The 4,103-nt window shown below is 23.8% G+C and carries 3 protein-coding genes; 1 reads left to right on the forward strand and 2 read right to left on the reverse strand.

Annotation, left to right across the window (positions count from 1 at the left end; all coding sequences use genetic code 11):
* Positions 1-1,239 precede the first annotated feature (1,239 nt).
* Positions 1,240-1,974 (forward strand): hypothetical protein, encoded by a 735-nt coding sequence (locus tag ACH2BC_RS02055; RefSeq protein WP_395052315.1) that lies wholly within the window; start codon positions 1,240-1,242, stop codon positions 1,972-1,974.
* 265 nt (positions 1,975-2,239) lie between these two features.
* Here the strand turns inward: ACH2BC_RS02055 and ACH2BC_RS02060 are convergent, their stop codons facing one another.
* Together ACH2BC_RS02060 and ACH2BC_RS02065 are read right to left on the reverse strand one after the other, a co-directional pair.
* Positions 2,240-3,322, reverse strand: a complete 1,083-nt coding sequence (locus ACH2BC_RS02060; RefSeq protein ID WP_395052316.1) for a Ppx/GppA phosphatase family protein — start codon at positions 3,320-3,322, stop codon at positions 2,240-2,242.
* A gap of 223 nt (positions 3,323-3,545) precedes the next feature.
* Positions 3,546-4,097: a DNA-3-methyladenine glycosylase family protein gene (locus ACH2BC_RS02065; RefSeq protein WP_395052317.1), complete on the reverse strand. Its 552-nt coding sequence runs from the start codon at positions 4,095-4,097 to the stop codon at positions 3,546-3,548.
* Between the last annotated feature and the right edge of the window lie 6 nt (positions 4,098-4,103).

The raw sequence follows: 4,103 nt of genomic DNA on the forward strand, positions 1-4,103 counted from the left end.
ATTTTTTAAATTTTGAAATATAACATATGTCTTCATTCAAAAAATTCCGTGAGCACTTGACTTTATTGAAAAATATTGTTTCCCTACGATTCCTAATGCTTAATCTGGGATTATAATGATTTACAAATATAAAGAAAATCGATTTTAGAAATTGACATTAGTTTTACAAAAAACGCAATAATGTGCTTTAATAAATGATTTAATTTTTTTTTACTTTAAATATTTAGTATCATTGTTATTTAACAAAAGAAGCACAAATAAACTTATATGAACATTTTTAAAATCGTTAAAACAAATGAAAAAGTATTTAATAATGGCTTAATTTTTTTATTGATTTTTTATCCATTTATTTTTATTTGGCAATGTGGTGATTTGACCGATACAGGTTATATGGCTTACATTTTTGAAAACTTTTTTGAAAATTTGAAAATAGGTAAAGTTTTTAGCCCAGTTTTTTTAACCGATTTAATTGGTGCAACTTGGTTTGAAATTTTTCCTGATTTTGGAATTATAGGATTAAAATTTCTTTATTTGTTATTTTTATATCCAATAATATTTATAATTTATTTAATTTTAAAAAGAGTAATTGAAAATAAAACCTTAATTCTGTTCAGTGTTTTTTGTGGAATTGTTTTTTCAGAAAGGTGTTTTAATTTTGTTTATACTAAAGATATATCCTGTTGGTTTTTTTTAATTATATCTGGATTTTTACTAATAAAAGGAGTTGAAGAAAAAAAATATAAACCTATTTTTTTTTCAGGTATATTTCTTTCATTGGCAATATTATGCAGAATTCCTTCTATGATTGCTATTATTTTAATTCCTTTAATGCTTACTTATAAAATCTTTTATAAAGAAGAAAAAAACCTTAATCATCAATTTAAATTTTTATTCAAAAATTGTTATTACTTATTTATTGGGTTTATTTTATGTTTATTAATTTTTCTGTTAATTCTTAATTTTCTTAACTTGTTAAATGTTTTTTCTGATAATTTTAAATCACTTAATGAACTTAGTAAAAGTAGTCATTCTCCGTTTTTATTGATAAAAAAGATTTTTAAGGAATTTGTAATTTTTATTCCATATTCTATTTTTGTAATAACATTTTTAATATTTAGCTCAGTAGTTTATAAATATTTATTAAAACAAAAAAAAATAATTAATTTTTTTTTATATATATTTTTAGCTCTTTTTTTAGTTATAATTATTGATCACGATTTTACATATAATAACAAAATAATGTATATTGTACCTGCTTTCTGTTTATTGCCATTATTGTACTCTTTAATTAATAAAGATAAATTTAGTTTAACAGTTTTGGTTTGTTTAGCATTTACTTTTGCACAAGTATTTGGCACAAATACTGGGTTTTTCTTGAAATTATTGTATGGTTTTATGGTTCTTTTACCTTTGTCAATTGTTATTTTGTCTTCTTATAATGAGTTGGTTTTTAGAAGATTAAGTTTTTTAACTCTGCCTTTTTCTATTTCTGGAATAATGATTATTCTATTTATAAGTTTTACAATCCGAATTTTATGGATATACCATGTAGATTATGGATTAAAAAGCAGATTTAGAGCAATTTATACAATAGACAATCCAAAAATGGCAGGTGTTTTGACAACTAAAAAAAATGCAAAACATATCGAAGATTTATACTTTGCTATTAAAAATTGTGGAAATCAAAATAACTCACTTTTTATTTACGGACATCAACCAATGTTTTATTACCTTACAAATAAAAAACCAGTGCTCGAAAATTTTTGGCTGTCAGATAAAATGCATCAACCTCAAGAATTGTTTTTGAAGATTAATGAAAACATTTTTAAAACAAAAAAATGGCCTATAATAGTTGATACAAAAGGAAACGTTTTAGGTAATGATGGAGAATTAGCACTTCAAAAATTTCTAATTTCTAATAATTATATTTGTAAAATAGATAAACCAGATTTTAATATTTGGGTTAAAAATTAGTCAAATTATCTAAAATTAAATTGTTTTTAAAATATAAAAAGTCTCTAAAATGAGACTTTTTATAAATTTATTATAATTTTTATGGTCATGTTTTAGTAAATACATTTTAACTACATAAAATCAAAGAAAAAATTAAAAAAGGCGCTATGATAGAATAAAAAAAATAGCTATTTAAAATTAAATTACTATGTACCTCTACTTTTAATATTTCGACTATTTTCTTTTTGGTGAGAATAAAATACTATATAGAATATCGCCTATTTTATTAATAAATTACTTTTGAACCTTTAGCTGAATCAGCAACATAAGAGAGCAACCATGCAATTTGACCTTGCTTTACAAAATATAATTTTTTAGTTTCAAGATCACCTAAATTCGAAAGTGAAGTTAATAAAATTGTATTTGCAGCTATTAAATGTTTTTGAGAATAAGTTTTAAGAACTCTAGAAATTTCTGGATTTGTTGCGCTTAAATCAGTAAATTTTTTAAAATTATTTTTGATTACTGCATCATAATACAAAACATCTTCATATGTAAATTCAGAAAAATTTTCAGTACCGGTGTTGTTAGATAGTGTAAAGAATGCCCATACAGCTCCACCACTCAAATATATATTTTTCTTTTCTTTGTATTCTGGTCTTTCTAAATACATTTGTTTAACATCTGCATCTAATTTTGGAACAAATGCATCTAATTTGGCTGTAAACGCATTAATATCTTCTTTATTAACAACTTCTTTATTGATTTTTTCTGTTAAAGTTATTGTTCCTAAATTGATGTTAAAAGGATAAAATACGTTTATATCTTCGTTTCTAATTTCAACATATCCGCCTTTTGTGTTTCCACCGCCAATGTCTAAAAGTAATGAATTCAAATAAAGTTTTTTAATGATACTTCCTCTAAACATTAGTTTTGCTTCGAGTTTAGAAGAAATAACTTCCATTTCTTTATGAGTAAGTAATCTTATTTTATCAACAAGCACATCTGTGTTTTTGGCAATTCCAACACCCGAAGAAGCTACTATAAAAATATTTTTATCTTCAATTTTATATTCATTAAGCAGTTTGTTGTAATTTTCCAGAACAACTTTCGAAGCAGCTTCAATATCATCGTTAGCTAAATTGCCATCAATTGAAATTCCTTTTGCAATTCCAACATTAGTGGTCCAAAACTCTTTTAAAGTAAAAACATTTTTCTTAGCATTCTCAACATCAAGAATTGTAATTTTTACACCTTTACTTCCTATTTCTATTCCGCCGAAAATAGTATTAGAATAAATATTAATTGATGTAAATAAAAAAATAAATATAAAAAAAGTAATTATTTTTTTGTTTTTAATCTTTTGCATTTTGTTTTATTTATTTTAAATATCTTGCAAAAGTAGTTATAAACTAAAGATGTATAAAATAATTTGTAATAAAATCTAACAAAGTCGATTAAGTGTAGTAAATCAATGTTTAACAACACTTATTTAAAATATTTAATAGTTTAATTGCTATAAATATATCAATATTTGTTAAATTATATTTTATTAATAATTAAAATATGTTTGAAATTTATTTTTGCTAATATTAATATTCAACTTTTCGATTGCGTTTTTGTAAATAATGATGCCATAATAAAAAGGTTGCCATTGAACGAAATGGAGACCATTTTTGAGTATAAACATCCATTTCGGCTTTTTCGTGAATGTCTAATAATTCTTTGATAGTATTGACAACTGCAATATCGCCAAGTGGCAGAATATCTTGAGAGTTTAAAGAAAACATCAAGTAAACATCGATTGTCCAATTTCCAATTCCCTTAATTTGAATGAGTTCTTGACGAACAATTTCGGCTGATTTTAATGGTAAACTTTCTAAGTCAATTGTTTTTTCGAGAATGGCTTCGGCAAGACATTTAATGTATTTGGTTTTTTGTCGACTTACACCGCAAGTTCTGAAATTTTCGTCGGATAAAATAATTAAATTTTCTGGCGAAAATATTTCAACTTGATTTTTGAGTTTGTTGTAAGTAGCTTTTGCCGAATCAATAGAAACTTGTTGTTCGAGAATCAATAGCGCTAATGTTTCAAATCCTTGAACACGTTTTGGAATTAAAGGAATGCCATAAGTTTCAATTATTGTTTT

This window comes from Flavobacterium sp. (genome assembly GCF_043760115.1).
GTDB lineage: Bacteria > Bacteroidota > Bacteroidia > Flavobacteriales > Flavobacteriaceae > Flavobacterium.

Excerpts from the sequence above, each read along its gene's own strand:
- ACH2BC_RS02055 (WP_395052315.1), top strand. The coding sequence starts at position 1,240 with ATGTATATTGTACCTGCTTTCTGTTTATTGCCATTATTGTACTCTTTA.
- ACH2BC_RS02060 (WP_395052316.1), bottom strand. The coding sequence starts at position 3,322 with ATGCAAAAGATTAAAAACAAAAAAATAATTACTTTTTTTATATTTATT.